Source organism: Marinifilum sp. D737 (assembly GCF_026672275.1).
GTDB lineage: Bacteria > Bacteroidota > Bacteroidia > Bacteroidales > Marinifilaceae > Marinifilum.
On the sequence record NZ_JANQCD010000003.1, the window covers coordinates 186,209 to 207,376 of the forward strand.

The following is a 21,168-nucleotide window of genomic DNA, read 5'->3' on the forward strand; positions in this document are numbered from 1 at the left end:
TGGCTGTAATCTTTATTGCAATTTTAATCTAATTACTAGTTATGAAAAAAACTATGCGAAAACTAAGTCTTCTGGTTGTAGTATTGTGTGCTTTTGTCTCTATGCTACATGCACAAACACTTACTGTGTCCGGGAAGGTTTCAGATCAATCCGGACTAGGTTTGCCCGGAGTAAATGTCGTCATTAAAGGATTTACAAGTGGAACGGTTACCGATTTTGATGGCAATTATACCATTGAAGCGGAGAAAGGAAATGTTTTGCTATTCAGTTTTATTGGATACAAAAGCAAGGAAGTACTGTGTTCGACCGAATCAAAAATCGATGTTGTTCTCGAAGAAGAAACCATTGGTGTTGATGAGGTTGTTGTGGTGGGTTATGGAACCCAGAAAAAAGCGAATTTAACGGGTGCTGTTTCTTCCATGCGAATTGATGATGCAGTGAACCAGCCTGTGACCAATACCACCCAGTTGTTGCAGGGTAAAATGACAGGGGTTCATTTAACTCAAGGAGGTGGACAGCCTGGTAAGGATGCTGCAACCATTCACATTCGTGGTATTGCTACCAACGGAGAATCGGGACCATTGGTTTTGGTTGATGGAGTGGAAAGAAGCCTTGGAGATGTAGCTCCATCTGATATTGAAAGCATTTCTGTATTGAAGGATGCTGCTTCGGCGGCTATTTATGGTAGCCGTGCGGCAAATGGTGTAATTCTGATTACTACAAAAACGGGTGAAGTCGGTAAATTAAAGGTAAAATACAATGCCTACTATGGCTGGCAGGAAGCTAGTGTACTTCCAAAGATCATGGATGCGGCAACCTATGCAGAATTGATCAATGAAGCTACGGGAGAAGTAAGATATTCAGATGAAGAGATTGCGAAAATCAAAGATGGATCGGATCCTGATCGTTATTCTCAAACCAACTGGGCAAAAGAGATTTTTAGAACGAGTCCGGTAACCAACCATTACCTGTCTTTTTCGGGAGGATCGGAAAAAACTTCCTATGTATTCTCCATGAACTATATGGATCAGGAAGGGATCATGCTTGGCTCAAGTGCCAAACGATACAATATGAGAGCTAAAATTGACTCTCAAATTAAGAAGTGGTTGAAAATTGGTGTGAACATCGATGGAAGTGTGAAAAATATCAAGTCTCCATTGGATGATCTATCGGGAGATGGTGGTATCATGAGAAGAATTTATTTTGACACACCAGTGGCTCCGGTAAAATATTCAAATGGCGATTGGGCAGTACAGGATGGGAGTGAAGCTTTCTTTATTAAAAACGTAGCTTTCCGTTCTCAATTGGGTAAAAATGAAGATGATCAGTACCGTTTGAATGCCAAGTTTTATGCGAACCTGAATTTGTTAAAAGGCCTGGAATTCAGAACCAATGTAGCCTACAGTTATTATAACGCATTGGGAACCAAATTTTCGCCAATATTTTCATTGAATGATCTGGATGGGAATCCTGTTGTGACCAACGAAATTAATACCCTGAAAGACAATTCAGCCACATGGCACAGACTTTTGAATGAGAACATTTTAAAATACAATGTGGATTTCGACAAGCACTCCATTAATGCTTTATTGGGACATTCCATTGAGACCTATCGCAAAGATGCCATGAACAGTCAGATCAGTGGATTTCCAAACAATGAGATTCATGAGTTAAATGCAGGTTCTATCGATCCAACGGTATCTGGTTCTGCACAGGAGTTGAAGCTACAATCTTTCTTCGGACGTGTAAACTATGCATACGATAGTAAATACCTGTTTGAGGCCAATCTTCGTATCGACAGTTCTTCACGATTTGCAAAAGGAAACAGAACCGGTTACTTCCCATCATTCTCTGTGGGCTGGAGAGTTTCTGAGGAATCATTCCTTGCGGATGCTGAATTCCTGTCGAATTTAAAAGTGAGAGCCAGCTGGGGAAAACTGGGAAATCAAAATATTGGTAACTCATTCTACCCTTATGAGCAAACTTACAACCTGGGTCAGGATTATATTTTTACCGATGGAGCCAGTTTGGTTGGAGGTGCAGCCATTACAGGTTTGGCTAACAGAAACCTGAAATGGGAGAGTACGGAAACCTATGACCTTGGTATTGACTTTGGGATTGGAAACAACTTTAGTATGTCATTTGATTATTTCCACAAGAGAACCAATGATTTGCTGTTGAAGTTGCCTCAACCTCTAAGTTTAGGTAGTGCGGCACCATATCAGAATGCCGGTGAAGCAGTAAATAAAGGTTGGGAAGTATCAGGTGAATATCATGGCAAAACAGGTGATTTGTCTTATTCGGTAGGATTTAACTTGTCGAGAATCCAAAATGAATGGACCGACCTGAAAGGAACAGAATTCTATCCAACCAACAGAATTCACCGAGAAGGAGAAGCCATGTTCTCTTACTACGGATGGCAGGCAATCGGAATTTTCCAAACCGATGAAGAGGTAGCCAATGCTGCAACACCTTCCAATAGTGCTGCTCCTGGCGATATCATCTACAAAGATGTGAGTGGACCTGATGGGGTACCTGATGGAAAGATTGATGACAATGACCGTGTAATTATCGGGAACCCGATTCCTGAATTTACCTACGGACTGAATGGTAGTTTAAACTATAAGGGAATTGATTTCGCCTTTTTGTTCCAGGGAGTGAAAAATGTGGATCGTTACGTAAGTGGAACAGGAAACCATGCCGGAAATGGTGACAGAGCCAACTGGACTCCTGATTGGGTAAATCGTTGGACTGCTGAAAATCCAAGTAGCAAATACCCACGTCTGGGTCACAACCGAGACAACGACAAACAATCATCTTACTGGGTGCAGGATGCTTCATACCTGAGATTGAAGAACCTGGAAATTGGTTACACCTTCCCACAAGCCTTAAGCAAGAAAGCTGGAATCGAGAGATTAAGAATTTATATGAGTGGTCAGAACCTATTGACTTTTACCGATTACAAGAACTGGGATCCTGAAAAGGCGATAGGTAACATTAGAAGTGAATCTTACCCATTGGCTAAAACCTATACTTTGGGTGTTAATTTAACTTTTTAATTGAATTAAGGAATGTTGATTTCCATGAGTATGTAGCTCATGAAATTCCTTCTTAGGAAGGAGAAAAACCTTAATGAAAAATTATAGACAGATGAAAATTAAGATATTATATTTATTCATGATACTTGGGATTGTGAGTGCGTGTTCCGATGATTTTATGGATACCTCCAACCCCAATCAAATTAGTGATGGCTCATTTTGGAGCAGTAAGAGTGATGCTGAATATGCCCTAACCGGTTGCTACGATGTACTACAGAGTAAGCCAATGTATGGTGGTGGCGTTTACAATTCAGGAATTAGAGATCATGATTGTTTGAGTGATAACTCCTATAATGTATGGGAGTGGATGGGATTGGAACCCATTGCTGATGGTACTACAGATCCTACTCATTGGTTTTTGCAGGGATTTTGGGAGAGTGCCTACAAAGGAATTGCCCGCTGTAACAATGTAATTGCCAATGTACCTACCATTGAAAGCATGAGCGAGGATGAGATCAACACCATCCTGGGGGAAGCCAAATTCTTAAGAGCATTGTTTTATTTTAACCTTGCCAATGGCTTTGGAGAAGTTCCCTTGATTCTGGAACCTCAAACCGTTGAGACTGCATCAATCGCAAAAAGTACAGTTCGTGAGATTTACGATGCAATGATTGTAGACCTGACCTTTGCAGCCGATAAGTTGGGAACAGCAGATTTTGGTCACGCCGATCAGGGAGCAGCATTAAGCTTGTTAGCCAAAGTATATCTGTATGATGGAAAATTTACCGAAGCAGCAGCTACTGCCAAGCAGGTTATTGATTTGGGAACCTATACCTTGTTTACGGATTACAATACCCTGTTTACGCCAGCCAACGAGGTGAATTCAGAGGTGGTTTTCTCGGTAAGATTTGAGAGTGGTTTGGCTGATAACAATGGAGAAGCATTTTCGGGTACCTGGGCTAAGGTAGCGCAAACACATCACCAGCCAATGCCAAACTTTGTGGATGACTTTTACTGCATTGATGGATTACCAATTGATCAGTCACCATTGTACGACGCCAATGATAACAAATTGAATCGTGATCCTCGTTTGGATGTATCTGTAATATTCCCGGGAGAAGTCTGGATTGAAGGCGGTAACCCATTGGCAAAGAAGAAAGTGAAGACAGGATATGCCATGCACAAGTACATTCGCAATACCACCGAATATTTGTCAGACGGACCCCAGGATTTCTACGTGATAAGATATGCCGATGTATTGTTAATGCGCGCTGAAGCCTTAATTGAAAGCGATCAGATCAGTCAGGAAATATATGATTTAATCAATGAAGTGAGAGCAAGAGTGAACATGCCACGAATCGAGGATGTTGAAGGAGCAGGATTAAGTCAGGCAGAATTGAGAAACATCTTGCGTCATGAGCGCCGTGTGGAATTTGGATTGGAAGGAACCCGTTACTACGACCTGAAAAGATGGGGAACACTTGAGGAAGCAACTGTTCGTGCAAATGCCGATAACATTGTGAACCATTTTATGGCATTCGAAGGAGACAGAACCCTTTACTGGCCTCTACCTCAGGTAGAAGTTGATAACAACAAACTTCTGGATCAAAATCCAAACTGGTAAAACAAGCAAAGAACAATTTGAGATAATTAGAAACAAAAGAAGCATTTCACTTGCTGCCCCATTCGTAAAAACGGGGCAGCAAGCTTAAGGCAAAGTACACCCTTTTGCCGATAGCTTTTGGGGAATACAAAGGTTTCTTTCTTAATTGTTTAAAAAGAAAATCATATGCGAATTCAAAATATACAACAAAGAACAAATGTTTTTTTGTGTCTGATTTTTATGACATGTTTCTCTATCGCCTGCGACAACAGTTCGGTAGAAGAAATCATCCCTGAAGAGGAGACTCCTGTTGAAGAAACACCACCGGCACCGGAAAACAAAAAAGGGACCTGCATGTCCTACAAAAATGCAACATGGTCAACCAGAGTATCGCGATTAAAAGCACATTGGCATTACTCATGGGGAAAAGACTTGAAACCCAATGAACCAGCCAATGTAGAATATGTACCAATGTTTTGGGGCAAGAAAGTAGAAGATGAAACCATAGCCTACCTAAAGCAACTCAAAGAAGAAGGAAAAATAAAGCACATACTCGGATTTAACGAACCCGATGGCGAGGAGCAAGCCAATATGACCGTTGATGAAGCCATCGCCCTTTGGCCTAAACTCGAAGAAATAGGATTGCCATTGGGAAGCCCGGCAACCGTTGGAAGTCCGGCAGGCAATGCCTGGTTGAATGATTTTATGGCGAAAGCAGAAGCTCAGGGGCTTAGAGTAGATTTTGTTTGCATGCACAGTTACGGCGGATTGAATGTAGATGCATTTATGGACAAGCTAAAAGAAGCACATGAATTGTATGGCAAGCCAATCTGGATTACTGAATTTGCAGTAGGCGACTGGAATGCAACAACACCAGAGGAAAACAAGTACTCTGCCGATCAGGTTTTAAACTTTATGAAAGCAGTGCTGCCTAAATTGGATGAGCTGGACTATGTACACCGATATGCATGGTACAATGCCAAAACAACTGATGCACCATTGGCATCATCGGTACTGTTTGATGAAAATGATGAGTTGACCCCACTGGGAGAATACTACGCAAACTTCGATCCCAATACGGAGATTGGTCCGGGAGAAGATCCGGTTTCGGAAGAAGACCCAAATAACCTGGTCGCCAACGGAATCTTTGAAACAGGAGAATTTACCCCATGGCAGGGTTTTAAATCAGGAGTTGTAGGAGAAGCCACTACAGAAATGTATGAAGGCGCCTATTGTGGAAGAATACAAAATAACGATGGCTCCATGTTCCAGGTTATCACACTGGAAGCAGGTAAAACCTATGAAATCAGCTTTTTTACCAAATGGGCGGAGGATACGGAACACACATTTGCCTTAAAATTAAAAGATGAGGCAGGTGAGAAAGCCATCTTGCACAGTTTTGACATTTCAAAGAGTATAGAGTGGACGGAAAATAAAACTGAATTTACTTGTCCTGATGGAGTCAGCAAGGTGAAATTCCTTCTTTACAAAGGAAAAACAGATCCTGCTATGCCACCAATTTACCTTGATAATATTTTGGTGAAGGAGAAAGTATAAAGTAGATGAATTACATGAAAAGAATCTGCGAATGAGTTGATTGGCAGATTCTTTTCGAAGAACAACGATATGATGAAGAGTACAAAAATGGCTTTGATTTTGGGAATGATAATGGCATTGTTCTCATGTGCAGAAGAAGAGAATACTACAATTTATCCTGGTGAAGTCTGGAAGGATACACAGGGAAATCCAATTAATGCACATGGAGGTGGTATATTGTTTCATGAGGGAACCTACTACTGGTATGGTGAAATGAAACAAGGTAAAACCTGGAGAGTTCCCTATTTAAAATGGGAATGCTATAGATGTGATGCGGGAGGAGTGAATTGCTATTCTTCAAAAGATTTGGTGAACTGGAAACATGAAGGAGTGGCCTTGCCATCTGTAAAGGTCGATTCAACTCATGACCTGCACACCTCAAAGGTGATTGAACGCCCAAAGGTAATCTACAACCGAAACACAGGAAAGTTTGTCATGTGGATGCACATTGATTCCGAAGATTACCAGTATGCAAGGGCAGGAGTAGCCATTAGCGATCATCCGCAAGGGCCATTCACTTACCTGCAGAGTATGCGTCCCAATGGTGCCATGAGCAGGGATATGACTCTTTTTGTTGATGATGATGGAAAGGCGTATCACTTTTACTCTTCGGAAAAAAACAAAACCATGCATGTAAGCCTGTTAAACGATGAGTATACAGCTCCATCGGGCAAGTACAAAAGAATTTTGGAGAAGGAGTCACGTGAAGCTCCGGCGGTATGGAAACATGATGGCAAATATTATATGATTTCATCAGGATGTACTGGTTGGTCGCCAAACCCGGCTCAAATTTCGATTTGCGATTCGGTAATGGGAGATTGGAAAACGGTATACGATCCATGCCTTGGAGAAAATGCCAACAAAACCTTTTTCTCTCAAAGTACCTATGTGCTGCCAAATCCATACAGAAAAGGAGAATACATTTACATGGGAGACCGCTGGAATAAAACCAATTTGGAAGATTCGAGATATGTATGGCTGCCCTTAAGCTTTGAGAATGGCAAAGCCAAAATTGAATGGCAGAAAGAGTGGAGTGTGAAATAGTTGGATTCCTCTGTACAGAATCAGAAAAAATTAAAAGAACGAATTAATCAAATTATATCATGAATTTTCAAAATTCAATACTACTGGGATCTGTTTTATTGGGAAGCATGGGCGTTTCCTGTAAAACGCAGCAAAAAAGTGCCGGGCCGACACAACCCAATGTAATTGTTATACTGGCTGACGACGCCGGCTATGCAGACTTTGGTTTTATGGGAAGTACCGATCTGGAAACACCTAATATCGATCGTTTGGCACAGGATGGTGTCATCTTTACCGATGCGCACGTTTCAGCTACGGTATGTGCTCCCTCAAGGGCAGGATTGATTACCGGAAGATATCAGCAGCGATTTGGTGCAGAATGTAACCTCCCTCCGCACAATTTAGGTGTAGATACCAGCGAGCTGAGCATTGCTTCTGCCTTGAAAAAGCAAGGCTACCATACATCTGTATTTGGAAAGTGGCACCTGGGAGAACAAGAGGAGTATCATCCCAATAGCAGGGGATTCGATGAGTTTTTTGGTTTTCTGGAAGGAAGCCGTTCCTATTTCCCACATGAAAAGAACGACAGACCCGGCGATCCGCATGAGATACAACACAATGGCAAGCATGTAGATTTTGATGGATACCTGACCGATGTTCTGGGAGAGAAAGCCATTGAGTATGTAGAGCAGCAGAAAGACAATCCCTTCTTTATGTACCTTTCCTTTAATGCGGTTCACACACCCATGCATGCCACCAAAGAAGATTTGAAAAGATACGAAGGACATGCGCGACAGGATTTGGCTGCGATGACCTGGGCCATGGATAGAGCCATTGGAAAGTTGGTGAGCAAATTAAAGCAGGAGAAGATCTATGAAAATACATTGATTTTCTTCCTGAGCGACAATGGAGGAGCTCACAACAACCAGTCTTCCTGCCTGCCATTAAAAGGCTGGAAAGGAAATAAATTCGAAGGAGGACATCGTGTTCCATTTGTAATGACCTGGCCTAAAAAAATAAAGGGCGGACAGAAATACCATGCCTTAACATCGGCACTGGACATTTATGCTACGGCATTTGAGGTAGCTGGCGGACAGGGAAGTCCGGGAAAGAAACTGGATGGCGTGAACCTGATGCCATTTGTGACAGGTAAAAAGGAAACGGCTCCTCATGAGCAATTGTTCTGGAGAAAAGAAGGAATGGCAGCTGTTCGCCAGGCAGACTGGAAATTGATTCGAGTGGATGGCTATGGCTATCGCCTGTATAATCTGGATCGTGATTTGGGTGAAAGCAAAGACCTGCAGCTGGCAGAAAAAAGTCAAATGAATGACATGAAAATGGCCCTGGAGAATTGGGAAGAGGGCTTAATGGCACCCTTGTGGACAGAAGATAAAAACTGGAACAGGGTAACCTTCGAAATTCATAAGGCACTTATGGAGAACCGGAAATCAAAGATTCATTCACCTGGCGATTTGAACGCAGCAGAACAAAAGTAAATCAATCACTATGCAAGGAAAAGTAATATCATATATCATTTTACTGATCTTGGTTTGTACCAATACAAGTTTTGCAAAGAACTACTATGTAAATCCTGTTACAGGCAATGATCAGTATCCCGGTACGACTCCTTCGCTGCCATTTCAAAATTTAGATAAGTTAACAGCACTTCAAATGCATCCCGGAGACAGTATACTGCTGTCTTCGGGCGCTGTTTTTTATGGCAGCCTGGAATTGAAAAATGTGAAGGGAAGGAAGGGGCAGCCCATTGTAGTTTCCACCTATCATGCAGGTGCTGCAAAGGCAGGAGAAAAGGCGCAGATTAAAGCTCAAGGAAAATTAAATGGCGTTTTGTTGGAGAACTGCAGCTTTGTAGAGCTGGAAAACCTTCAGATCAGTGCAGAAGCTGATGGTATGCCAACTGCCAATAAGAATGAAATGTGTTGCGGTCTGTTGGTAAGAACAAGCAGGGTGGATCAATATGCTCATATCCATTTAAGGAATCTGCATGTAGAGAATGTTTTCTATGAGAAAAAAGGCTTTCAAAGGGGAGCCAAAGAGGTAAAAACTGCCAACGGATCACAAAACTATGGTTGGGGAATTCGTTTTATCAATACCCTTGAGGGGGCATCAATCGAGGACATAAAAGTTCAGGATTGTTTGGTGAAAAATGTAGCCCATACAGGAATCAAATTTACTGGCAAAAGCGCACAATATAGCTTGAGAAATATAGAGGTAGAAAACAATAAGGTGATGGAAACGGGAGGTCCGGGCATTCAGATGTCGGGCGTGGAACATGTTGTTGTGCGTAACAATATTGTAGACAAATCGGGAAGTACGGATGATACCAGAAAATGGGGACGAGGCAGTGGCCTGTGGACCTGGGGTTCCAATGATGTTTTAATTGAAAAAAATCGTTTTGTAAATGCCAATGGTCCGGGAGATTCTGCCGGAGCCCACATCGATTACAATTGCAGCAACATTGTTCTGCAATACAACTTTAGTGCAAATAACGCCGGGGGCTTTTGCGAGATTTTGGGGAACAATTACAATTGTGCCTACCGCTACAACATCAGTGTTAATGATGGGCATCGTGTTAAGGGAGAGAAGAATGCTTTTCAGGAAGGAAAGATCTTTTGGCTGAGTGGATACAATGGCAAAAGGAAACGCAAAGGCCCTTTCAATTCCTATTTTTATAACAATACCATTTTCGTGAAGAAGGCAATTCATGCCAAAATAGCCATCGATAAGGCTGCTGAGGGTGTGCTCATTGCCAACAACATTTTCTGCATTCAGGGAGAAAGCAGTGCCGTATTGGGAGATCAGTATCGTCCTGAAAAAGCTGGAATGTCGCAGGTTAAAAATGTTGTTTTTCGGAATAACATGTATCTGAAAGCGGAGAATTGGCCCGGAGAGGTCTCCATTCAGGATGAAAGCGCCATTTATGCAAATCCGAAATTTAAAAATCCGGGAGGAAGTCAAATCTCAGATTACCTGCCGATGAATTCGAAGCAATTGAAGAACAAAGGAATTCAAATTCAGAAGCTACCGGGAGATACCATTGGTTTACTTCAGGGATTGAAGTTAAATTATGATATATTAGGGAATAAAATTACCGGCATGCCCGATCTGGGAGCAATCGAAATAAAATAAGGCCCAACAGGAAACGAAGATGTACACCGTACTTGAGAGTTTCCGGTGGCTTTAAAATGAATAGGTAAACAGATGAAGAAGATCTATAGCAATATATTAATGACTGGTGCAGTTTTGATGGGAGCTTCGCTTTCAGGAAAGGAAGCTGTAGCGCAGGAAAAGCCCAATGTGATTGTTGTTTTAACAGATGATCAGGGGTTTGGAGATGTAGGGTTCAATGGCTGCAAAGACATCCCCACTCCCAATATCGACAGGATTGCCAATAATGGAGTGAAATTTACAAATGGATATGTGACCTATGCCGTGTGTGGGCCAAGCAGGGCCGGGATTATTACCGGACGCTACCAGGATCGCTTTGGTTTTGGAAGAAATCCTCTTTGTGCCCCACAGGATACCATGCAGGGATTACCAGCAACGGAAGAAACCCTTGCAAAGACACTTTCCCGTTCAGGCTACAAAAGCATGGCATTGGGGAAATGGCATTTGGGAGCGCACAAATCTCAATACCCTTTGAAAAGGGGATTCGATGAGTTTTATGGTTTTCTGAGCGGAGGGCATAGATACTTTCCTGAAAACTGGAATTTGAACGACATTACAGAGATAAAAGCTCAATTTGATGCCTACAATACTCGCCTGATGCGGGATAATGGCAGGGTGCACGAAACAGAATATCTTACGGATGCACTCAGCAGGGAAGCGGTATCCTTTATCGAGCGAAAAAAGGAAGAGCCATTTTTCATCTATTTGGCCTACAATGCCCCTCATGCTCCTTTGCAGGCAAGTAAAAAATACCTGGATCGCTTCACGCACATCAAAAATAAAAAGAGAAGAATTTATGCAGCCATGCTTAGTGCCGTTGACGATGGTGTTGGCCTGGTTTTGGATAAGCTGGAAGAGCTGGGCCTGGATGACAATACCATTGTTTTCTTCCTGTCGGATAATGGAGGACCGGAAAGCAAGAATGGCTCAGATAATGGAGCATTGCGCGATGGAAAAGGGAGTTTGTACGAAGGTGGAATCCATGTTCCTTTTGCCATGCAGTGGCCGGGAAAGATTCCAGCTGGCATGGTCTACGAAAACACGGTCAGCTCTCTGGATATCTTCGCTACAGCAGTGGCTTATGCCGAAACTACACCAAAGAACCAACTGGATGGGGTGAACCTGATTCCCTATTTGAATGGAGAGAACAAGACGAAACCACACCCGCAATTGTTCTGGCGAAAATACGATCAGAAAGATTTTGCAGTAAGATCCGGCGCTCACAAATTGGTGAAATACAAATCGGAAGAGGAGGAGATCTACCATTTGGAGGAGGACATCAGCGAAAGCAATCCTTTGGAGCTTAACGAGGAGAATCACTATTCAGATTTAAAGGAAAGCTATCAGAAGTGGGAAGCAGAAATGAAAGATCCTGTCTTTTTGGGCTTGATGCAGAATAAAAAGTACAGCAGGCTAAATCCTGAACGCTTTAAAATGATTAGTCCTTTTAAGCCGGATACTTTAGGAGCCAGGGCTCCTGAAGGATATGAGCTTTTGTGGGCCGATGAATTTGATACGGATGGAAAACCAAATCCCAAATATTGGTCTTACGAAGAGGGCTTTGTACGCAATATGGAGTTACAGTGGTACCAGGCCAATAATGCCAATGTTACCGGGGGAACACTGATTATTGAAGGCAGAAGGGAAGAGGTAAAAAACAAGAAGTACAAAAAGAGAAGCAAGAACTGGCGTTACAACAGGAAACAGGCCGAATACACTTCTTCCTGCATCAAAACAAAAGAGAAATTCTCATTTCAGCATGGCATTTTAGAGGTCAGAGCTAAAATAGATTCTCAACCGGGCATGTGGCCAGCCATCTGGACCCTGGGAATCGATCAGAAATGGCCTGCAAATGGCGAAGTGGACCTGATGGAGTTTTACCGTCACAATGGAGAGGCCAAGCTACTGGCCAATGCAGCCTGGGCCAATGAGGACGGGCAAGCTGTATGGGATTCAGAAAAACTTCCTTTTGCTGATTTTACGGCTCAGGAGAAGGACTGGGCAGATAAATTCCACATTTGGAAAATGGAGTGGAGCAGGGAGTACATTCGCCTTTACCTGGATGATGTGTTGCTGAATGAAATCGACCTGAAAAAATCAGTGAATGCCGATGCTTTCAATCCATTTCATCAGCCCCATTACATCTTGCTGAACCTGGCCATTGGAGGAAATGGAGGAGATCCTTCCCAGAGTAATTTCCCGTCGCAATATGTGGTGGACTATGTAAGAGTTTATCAGAAAAAATAAAATAAAATCCGAATAAAAATATTGATGAAGGGGAGGTGAATTCATTTGGCAGACAGACCTTGGTGTTTCATTTAAAGCTCCTCTTCATTTACCAAAAGAAAAAGATACAAGCATGCAATCAACCTTAAAACGAGCAAGCTGGTTCATCATCATCTTGCTGATTACCATGAACATTTATGCCCAGCGACCGAACGACTGGGAAAATCCCCTGGTAACGGGCATTAACAAGTTACCGGCACGATCGACCATGTATTCTTTCGATAGAGAGGAAGATGCCTTGAAAGGAGTTAGAGAAACTTCGGACAGGCTTTTGTCCTTGAACGGGGAATGGAATTTTAAATTTACCCCTACACCTGAACAAGCGAGCAAGGACTTTCAACTACAGGAAGTAGAGGGCTGGGATAGAATTCAAGTGCCTTCAAATTGGGAATTGCAGGGCTATGGAACAGCCATCTATACCAATATCGTTTACCCATTTGTGGTGAATCCTCCGCTGATCGATCCTGCTGACAATCCGGTAGGATGCTACCAACGTAGTTTTAGCCTTCCCGAAAATTGGGATGGCATGAATGTGAAACTTCATTTTGGTGGGGTTAGCTCAGCCTTTTACGTGTGGGTGAATGGCGATTTTGTGGGCTACAGCCAGGGCAGTCGTTTGCCATCAGAATTTGACATTACCACCAGGCTTAAGAAAGGAAAGAACAATGTTTCGGTGAAAGTATTTCGCTGGTGCGACGGCTCCTACCTCGAAGATCAGGACCATTGGAGATTGAGTGGCATACACAGGGAGGTACTCCTGCTGGCAGAACCTGCCATGCACATCAATGACTTTTTTGTGCAAACCAGGCTGGATGAGGAGTACAAGGATGCAAAGCTGGAGATCAGACCCAATATTTATTGGGATGGAAGCACGGAGCTGAAAGGGGCAAAACTGGAAGCCATGCTCTACGATGCGGATGAGAAGGCTGTTTTTGATCAGCCTCTTGAATTGGCAGTGGAAAAAATTGTGAAGGAAAAGTATCCTCGTCTCGACAATGTGAAATTTGCCCTGATGGAAAAGAAAGTAAGCAATCCCCTGAAATGGACTGCTGAAACACCCAATTTGTATACACTGGTATTTGCCTTGAAAGATGCTGAGGGCAAGCTCCTGGAAGCCAAAAGCACAAAAGTGGGCTTTCGTTCTGTGGAGGCTTCTGCCGAAGGGGAACTGCTGGTAAATGGAAAGTCGGTACTGATGTATGGCGTAAACCGTCACGATCATCACCCGGTACGTGGGAAAGCGGTAACCAGAAAAGACATGCTGGAAGAGATTTTGCTCATGAAACAGTTCAACATTAATGCCATAAGAACCTGTCATTATCCCAATGATCCTTACTTCTACGACTTGTGCGATCAGTATGGAATCTATGTGATGGACGAAGCCAATCTGGAGACTCACGGTCAGGGTGGATTGCTGTCTAACAAGGCAGACTGGAACCATGCCTATATGGAAAGAGCCATACGAATGGTGGAGCGCGATAAGAATCATCCATCAGTCATTTTCTGGTCGCTGGGAAATGAATCGGGCAGAGGCCCCAACCATGCAGCCATGGCCAGTTGGATACGCGACTACGATATTAGCAGGCTGGTACATTATGAGCCTGCCCAGGGAAATCATCATTTGAAGGGATACATCCCACCGGGAGAACCGAACTATCCGCATCACGACGATCGATTGGCGAATCCCAGAGATCTTGACTATGTAGATGTGGTAGGACGTTTCTATCCATCTCCACAATCGGCTTTGAAAATAGCTAACCAGAAAGGAGATCATCGTCCTGTAATCTTCAGTGAATATGCTCATTCCATGGGGAATTCCACCGGGAACTTCAAGGAGTTCTGGGAGGCTTTCAGAAGCCATAAACGTCTTGTTGGCGGTTACATTTGGGATTGGAGAGACCAGGGATTGCTAAAGAAAAATGAAAAGGGAGAAGCCTTTTTTGCCTATGGTGGTGATTTTGGTGATAAAATCAACTCCGGCAATTTCTGTATCAATGGCGTGGTAGATCCAAACTTAAAACCACATCCTGCGCTTTGGGAAGTAAAGAAAGCTTTTCAACCGGTAGCGATTGCCTGGAGCAAGAGAAAGGAAAATACCATTCTCCTTAGCAATAGACATTTTTTTAAGACCCTTGATCACTGCGAATTGCATTACAGCCTGACAGAAGATGGAAAGGAAGTGAAATCAGGCAAAGTGGAAATGGAATCACTTGCGGCAGGAGAATCTGCAGTCCTGCAATTGCCTGTAAGCGAGCTGAAGAGAAAACAGGAGGGAGCCGAATATTTTGTGAGCCTTTCAGTCCGCCTTAAAGAGGCTGCAAGCTGGGCCAAGGCGGGACACGAGATCGCCTCGGAGCAATTGGCTTTGGAGTGGAATGCCAGGGCGGTGAAAAACCTGGATGGAAACCAATTGAGTCCAATCAGCTATCAATGGAAAGATTCTCTTCTTTGGGTTGAGGGGAAAGATTTTAGCCTGCGAATGAATCAGCGTACAGGAAGTTTGGATTCCTATGCCTACAAGAAGGAAGTGCTAATTCAGGAGCCTTCATTGCTACCAGAGTTTTGGCGTCCCCAGACCGATAACGACAGAAGAGGAGCTAAAACACACAAGAAGCTGGGGCTTTGGAAGAAGGCATCTCTGAATGCAAAACCTGAATCCTTTGCCCTTGAACAGATTCGTGAGAGCGAGATAAAAGTGAGTGTGACTTTCCTTTTTGCAGATGGAAAGGCCAAATGGAAAGCAGATTATCACATTTTTGGAAATGGTTTTGTGAAGGCGGAAATCCACATGGATGCAGACAGTACATTGCCTAATCTGCCTCGTATCGGTCAATCTCTGGCCTTGCCAAACACCTTTGAGCAGATCAAATGGCTGGGACGAGGCCCATTCGAGAATTATTGCGATAGAAAATCGGCCTCCTTCATCGGCTTGTACGAACAAAAGCTGGAGAGTTTCATGGAGGAATATGTCTATCCACAGGAAAATGCCAACCGTTCGGATGTGCGTTGGATGAGTTTTAGAAACAAGCAGAACAGCGGCATTCAGATTTTGGGAGAGCAAGGCCTGAACATGAGTGCCCGCAAACACAATTGGCAACAAATTGAAGCTGCGATGCATCCTTATGAATTGCCTGAAACCAATTTTATCAGGCTACAGATTGATGGACAACACATGGGTGTGGGCGGAAATGATTCCTGGAGCAAGAATGCCAGTCCGATAAAAAAATATCGAATCAAGGCAGGAAAGTATTCTTATTCATACTGGCTGAAACCCATGAATGCCAAATCTAAGGAAAACCGAAAAAGGATTTTTTATTGAATATTATAAAGTACTTGGAGTGGAAATGTTGGATGTAAAGAATACATAGCGTGAGGTGGTCTGCAATAAACTGCTCAATGCGAGCGGGCTTTGCGGGCATTGGAAGGTCAAGCTGCTTATGCGCAGAAAACTTTTAGAAAGAAGGGGAAGTTTCGAACTTTGTTCGAAAATCACCCCGCCGCACTTAAAGTTTTCAAGTAGAAGAAGCTTGAGCTTACCCGCCCTAGATTGTTATTCGCGAAATCATTATATCGGGTGCTCATGGTCTCACTTCGTTCGGCAGTTTACTTTTTGATCAATGCAACCGACCGAAGGGAGCTCATGAATTCCTTTTAAAGAAATCATTTGATGAATAAAAAGTAAGAGCCCTGCGGCTTAAGCAAAAAAAATGTTGAGTGAGCTATGTTTGATGATGGAATAATTAATCCAACAGTAAGCTATTTATTAGGATGATAAAGAACTCAAAATACTAATGATTCACAGTGTTCCATGTGGCAACTGTAAACAAATTATAATCATATGAAACTAACTCAAATATTAGCTTGTGGACTGGGAGCAAGTACTTTGCTGTTTTCCCCCAATGCACAAGCACAAACGAAAGCCGATCGTCCCAATATCATTTATGTTTTGGCAGATGATTTAGGCTATGCCGACCTGGGATGTTTTGGTCAAAAAAAGATCGAAACCCCACATATCGACCGCATGGCGAAAGATGGAATCCTTTTTAGCAATCACTATGCAGGAACCACTGTTTGTGCCCCTTCGAGATGTGCCTTGATGACGGGACTGCATACGGGACATACCGATATTCGGGGGAACAAAGCGAATCAGCCGGAAGGTCAGTATCCCATTTCTGCAAGTACAAAAACCGTAGCGGAATGCATGCAGGATGCAGGATACAAAACGGCACTGGTGGGAAAGTGGGGCCTTGGTTATCCAGGTTCGGCAGGCGATCCATTGAAAAAAGGTTTCGATCATTTCTATGGCTACAATTGCCAAAGACATGCACACACGCATTATCCTGATTACTTATGGGATAATGACAAGCGCATAGATGTTCCGGAGAATAAAAATGGACAGAGAAAAGTGCACAGCCATCAACTGCTTACCAATAATGCACTGGAATTTATCAAACAGAACAAGGAAGAAGCATTTTTTCTTTACCTGTCCTATGTGGTTCCCCATGCCGAACTGGCAGCTCCAAAGGAATTTATGGATCAGTACAAAGGAAGGTACCAGGAGACGCCGCATCCCGGAGGACATTACCACAAGCAAGATTCGCCCAAAGCTGCATATGCTGCAATGGTTTCGATGATGGATGCGGACCTGGGACGAATCAGATCACTTATCGAAAAAATGGGACTGGCAGAAAATACCATCATCATTTTTACCTCGGACAATGGGCCACATCTCGAATCGGGAAATGATCCTGATTTTTTCGATAGCAATGGGATATATAGAGGCTACAAGCGTGACCTTTACGAAGGAGGCATTCGTTCCCCTTTTGTGGCCTGGTGGCCAGGGAAGATCAAAGCGGGTACAAAGAGTGATCACATCAGTGCCTTTTGGGATTTCATGCCTACAGCCTGCGATCTGGCAGGAGTGGACGCACCGGAAGGTCTGGATGGCATCTCCTATGTGCCGGCTCTCCTGGGACAGGAACAGGCTGAACACGATTACCTGTACTGGGAGTTTCATGAAAAAGCAGGCAAGCAAGCCATCCGCAAAGGGAAATGGAAAGCCCTGCGCCTGGGGGCAAAAAAGGATAAAAATGCAGCCATACAATTGTTCGATTTGTCTGTTGATCCTGGCGAGGAAAAGAATGTAGCCGATCAGCATCCCAAGCTGGTCAAAGAGATGAAAGAACTGTTTGCGAACTCACGCAGGCCGGTAGATGCTTTTCCTTTTGGCGATCAGTAAAGAATCAATTTTAAAAATATGAAAACCACCATTATAAACTCCCTTTTAATCGGGGGCAGTCTTCTGTCTGCTTCATTGCTGACGAGTACAAGTGCAGCGGGAAGCAGTCCAAAAGAAGATAAAAACTTGAAAAAACCCAATATCCTTTGGATTGTAGCTGATGATTTGGGAACCGATTTAGGATGCTATGGCAATCAGTCGGTTAAGACTGAAAACCTGGATCGCCTGGCCGGAGAAGGAATCCTGTTCTCCAATTGTCATACGGTAACGGCAGTTTGTTCTCCCAGCAGGTCTGGTCTGATTACAGGAATGTACCCGGTAAGTATCAATTGCCATCAGCACAGAACCCGCAAGGAAGCCATGAAAAAGCTACCCAAAGGCATCAAAACCATTACCGAATATTTCGAAGAAGCCGGCTATTATACTTTTAATGGCAGTTGCGAAAAGCCCGGGAAACCTGGCAAAGAGGATTACAATTTCATTACTGATTATGAGATATATGATGGAGTGGATTGGCGTGAACGCAAAGAGGGACAGCCATTTTTTGGACAAATTCAAATTCATAAGCCACACCGCCCTTTCCGAAGAGATACCGCCCGTCCTGTTGATCCTTCGGGCCTACAAGTGCCACCCTACTGGCCCGATCATACTTTAATCAGGCAGGATATGGCTTTCTACCTGGAAACCGTTCAGTTGGTAGACAGGGAAGTAGGTAAGATTTTGGAACGATTGAAAAAGGATGGTCTGGAGGAGAATACCTATGTATTTTTTGTGGGCGACCAGGGAAGTCCCATGGTGAGGCACAAGCAATTTTTGTATGATGGAGGAACCAATACCCCGCTCATTGTTCGATATCCAAAGAAAGAGCATGCGAAGGAAGTGAGGGAGGAACTCATCAGCAATATCGATTTGGCAGCAACGGCTTTGCAGCTGGCAGGAATCAACATTCCCGCCTACATGCAGGGACAAAATTTCCTGGGGGCTCATAAACCGCGTACAGAAGTATTTAGCATGCGCGACAGAAGAGACGAAAGCGTGGATAGAATTCGTGCAGTTCGCACCGAACGGTTCAAATACATCCGAAATTTCTATCCGGAAAAGCCGTACGCTCAATACAATGCGTATAAACGAAATCAATACCCTTGTTTGCCCTTAATGGAAGTCCTAAAGGAGGCGAATCGCCTTAGTCCCGTGCAGCTACAGTTTTTATCAAACTCGCGCCCGGAAGAGGAGTTGTATGATTTATCAGCCGATCCGTATGAAATATATAACCTTGCCGAAGAAGCAAGTTATAGGGGGATTAAACAGGAACTAAGAGAAAAACTGGAGCAATGGCTTGAGGAATGCGATCGGGCGACTTACCCCGAAGATCAAAGGGAGATTGAGTATTGGAAAAAACAGATGGCAAATATGGACTCCATTTGGAAGGTGAAAAAGAGACTGCCCCTTGCTCCAACAAACCAGGAGTATGTAAGCTGGTGGGAAAAAAAGTTCGAGAGCCTGTTCAAAAGCCAGGCATCAAAATAAAAAGAGTGATTATCAGAATAAATAAGAGGAAGAGAAATGAAAAAAATGATGAAGTTTCTATTGCCAGTATTCGTGACTGCTTGCCTAACAGCCTGTCAGGCGAAAAGCAAAGGGAATGCTGAAGTGAATGAAAAACCGAATGTTGTAATCATATACCTTGATGATTTGGGATATGGAGACCTAAGTTCCTATGGTGCCAGCGAAATCGCAACGCCCAATATCGATAATTTGGCCAATAATGGGGTAAGATTTACCAATGGATATGCATCTTCGGCAACCTGTACACCTAGTAGATATGCTCTTCTTACGGGGTGCTATCCCTGGCGAAATAAGGATGCTAAAATCTTACCGGGAACTGCACCATTGTTAATTGGTACCGATCAGCCAACTCTGCCAAAAATGATGAAGGCCAATGGTTATCAAACGGCAGTGATTGGCAAATGGCATTTGGGTTTGGGAACGGGAGTCGTAAACTGGAACGAAAGGGTAACACCAGGACCCAACGAAGTGGGCTTTGATGAATCATACATCATGGCTGCAACCCAGGATCGTGTGCCAACGGTTTACATCGACAATGGCCATGTGGCAGGTCTGGACCCCAATGATCCAATTGAAATTGACTATGATCACAACTTTGAAGGTCAGCCTACCGGAAAAGAAAACCCGGAGCTCTTGAGCATGAAATGGCATCATGGGCACAACAGCAGTATTGTAAATGGAATTCCGAGAATTGGATTCATGAAGGGGGGCGAGTCGGCCAAATGGAGCGATGTTGATATGGCTGATCATTTCCTGGAGAAGGTGAAAGACTACGTGAAAACACATAAGGATCAACCATTTTTCCTTTATTATGCAATGCAACAGCCACATGTTCCAAGAACGCCACATCCTCGCTTTGTTGGCAAATCGGGAATGGGACCAAGAGGGGATGTAATTCTGGAAGCAGACTGGTGTATTGGTGAGTTCATGAAAACCATGAAGGAGGAAGGATTGCTGGACAATACCTTAATTGTATTTTCGAGTGACAACGGACCTGTATTGAATGATGGATATTATGACGATGCGGTAGAAAAATTAGGAAAGCACAAGCCAACGGGAGCTTTGCGTGGAGGAAAATACAGCTTGTTCGAGGCAGGAACACGTGTGCCTTTCATTACCTATTGGAAGGGGAGAATTCAATCACAGGAATCTGATGCTTTGGTCTGCCAGATGGACTTAATGAAGTCGATAGCCAGTTTAATTGGTGCAGAAGCGCCCAAAACGGACAGTGAAAATGTCTTGCCGGCATTAATGGGAGAAAGCAAGACAGGGAGAGAGAGCTTGATTATTGAAGCGACCACCCGAACGGCATTAAGAAAAGGTGATTGGTTGATGATTCCACCCTACAATGGACCTGCTGTTTCGAAACAAGTGAATATCGAATTGGGGAATTCCAAAGAATTTCAATTGTACAATTTGAAAGAGGACATTGCACAGCAAAACAATTTGGCAGCATCTGATCCGGCAAAATTGAAGGAAATGTATGATGAGTTTATTGCCGTGAGAGGGGAGAAGTATAAAAAAACACAAAAACTTAAACTGAAGTAAAGAAGGATACATATCGCAATTGCTCACCGACCCAATGGAAATACTTGTTTCAAACAAAGCTTTGTGAGCCAAATTGCCAA

Annotated in this window: 11 protein-coding genes; all 11 read left to right on the top strand. The window is 43.5% G+C overall.

Translation table 11 applies throughout. The features are described 5' to 3' along the window. The first annotated feature begins 41 nt into the window (after positions 1-41). The 11 genes from NQ163_RS03935 (at position 42) to NQ163_RS03985 (ending at position 21,088) form a co-directional block, all read left to right on the top strand. On the top strand, positions 42-3,059 hold the full coding sequence (locus tag NQ163_RS03935) for a SusC/RagA family TonB-linked outer membrane protein (RefSeq protein WP_268188984.1): 3,018 nt from the start codon (positions 42-44) through the stop codon (positions 3,057-3,059). Between the two features lie 91 nt (positions 3,060-3,150). After that, positions 3,151-4,662: a RagB/SusD family nutrient uptake outer membrane protein gene (locus NQ163_RS03940; protein WP_268188985.1), complete on the top strand. Its 1,512-nt coding sequence runs from the start codon at positions 3,151-3,153 to the stop codon at positions 4,660-4,662. 165 nt (positions 4,663-4,827) lie between these two features. Continuing rightward, positions 4,828-6,198: a glycosyl hydrolase gene (locus NQ163_RS03945; RefSeq protein WP_268188986.1), complete on the top strand. Its 1,371-nt coding sequence runs from the start codon at positions 4,828-4,830 to the stop codon at positions 6,196-6,198. 72 nt (positions 6,199-6,270) lie between these two features. Then, positions 6,271-7,281, top strand: coding sequence for a glycoside hydrolase family 43 protein (locus NQ163_RS03950; RefSeq protein WP_268188987.1), 1,011 nt, complete (start codon positions 6,271-6,273; stop codon positions 7,279-7,281). 59 nt (positions 7,282-7,340) lie between these two features. Next, positions 7,341-8,756, top strand: a complete 1,416-nt coding sequence (locus NQ163_RS03955; protein ID WP_268188988.1) for a sulfatase-like hydrolase/transferase — start codon at positions 7,341-7,343, stop codon at positions 8,754-8,756. A 10-nt stretch (positions 8,757-8,766) separates the two neighbouring features. Next, entirely contained in the window at positions 8,767-10,410 is a 1,644-nt protein-coding gene (locus NQ163_RS03960; protein ID WP_268188989.1) for a right-handed parallel beta-helix repeat-containing protein, read from the top strand. A 72-nt stretch (positions 10,411-10,482) separates the two neighbouring features. Continuing rightward, positions 10,483-12,696 carry a sulfatase-like hydrolase/transferase gene (locus NQ163_RS03965; protein WP_268188990.1) on the top strand — a complete coding sequence of 738 codons (2,214 nt, stop codon included), beginning with the start codon at positions 10,483-10,485 and terminating at the stop codon, positions 12,694-12,696. Positions 12,697-12,808: 112 nt separating this feature from the next. After that, positions 12,809-16,054: a glycoside hydrolase family 2 TIM barrel-domain containing protein gene (locus NQ163_RS03970; RefSeq protein ID WP_268188991.1), complete on the top strand. Its 3,246-nt coding sequence runs from the start codon at positions 12,809-12,811 to the stop codon at positions 16,052-16,054. 519 nt (positions 16,055-16,573) lie between these two features. Then, entirely contained in the window at positions 16,574-17,974 is a 1,401-nt protein-coding gene (locus tag NQ163_RS03975; protein WP_268188992.1) for an arylsulfatase, read from the top strand. An 18-nt stretch (positions 17,975-17,992) separates the two neighbouring features. Beyond that, positions 17,993-19,501: a sulfatase family protein gene (locus NQ163_RS03980; protein WP_268188993.1), complete on the top strand. Its 1,509-nt coding sequence runs from the start codon at positions 17,993-17,995 to the stop codon at positions 19,499-19,501. A gap of 36 nt (positions 19,502-19,537) precedes the next feature. Beyond that, on the top strand, positions 19,538-21,088 hold the full coding sequence (locus NQ163_RS03985) for a sulfatase family protein (protein WP_268188994.1): 1,551 nt from the start codon (positions 19,538-19,540) through the stop codon (positions 21,086-21,088). Positions 21,089-21,168 lie beyond the last annotated feature (80 nt).